The organism is Paraburkholderia sp. SIMBA_054, assembly GCF_046534875.1.
Taxonomy (GTDB): Bacteria; Pseudomonadota; Gammaproteobacteria; order Burkholderiales; family Burkholderiaceae; genus Paraburkholderia; species Paraburkholderia hospita.
Window position 1 is genome coordinate 1 of record NZ_JAWRXV010000234.1, and the last position, 490, is coordinate 490.

The following is a 490-nucleotide window of genomic DNA, read 5'->3' on the forward strand; positions in this document are numbered from 1 at the left end:
GATGGGTGTTGCGTTCAGCAGTTGCACCGTGCCGGCCGCGGGAACGCTGACGTTCAAGATCGGCGATGACGAAATCGAAGTAGGCGTGGGCATTCACGGCGAACCGGGCCGGCGCCGCGCAAAGTTCGCAGGCGCCGACGCGATTGCGGGAGAACTGCTCAAAGCGATCGTCGACGATCTCGCGCCTCAACCCGGCGCTGAATTGCTGGTGCTCATCAACGGCCTCGGCGGAACACCGCTAGGCGAGCTTTACCTGCTCTTCAACTCGACGCGCGCATGGCTTGAGCAACGCGACCTGAAGGTTGGCCGGGCCCAGGTGGGTGCGCTGACGACTTCGCTCGAGATGGCGGGCGCGTCGATTACGCTATGTATGCTGGACGACGAAATGACACGCCACTGGGACAGCCCGGTCCATACGCCGTCGTTGCGTTGGGGGATGTAGGGCGCGCTGAGTGCGAGAATGGTTTCGGTGCGGGCTTTCCTTCTCAAC

At 63.1% G+C, this 490-nt stretch carries 1 protein-coding gene; it reads left to right on the forward strand.

Annotated elements, in window-relative coordinates:
* Positions 1-442, forward strand: a 442-nt coding sequence (locus tag SB822_RS54920; protein ID WP_410858825.1) for a dihydroxyacetone kinase subunit DhaK, incomplete at its 5' end; no start/stop codon positions are given.
* Between the last annotated feature and the right edge of the window lie 48 nt (positions 443-490).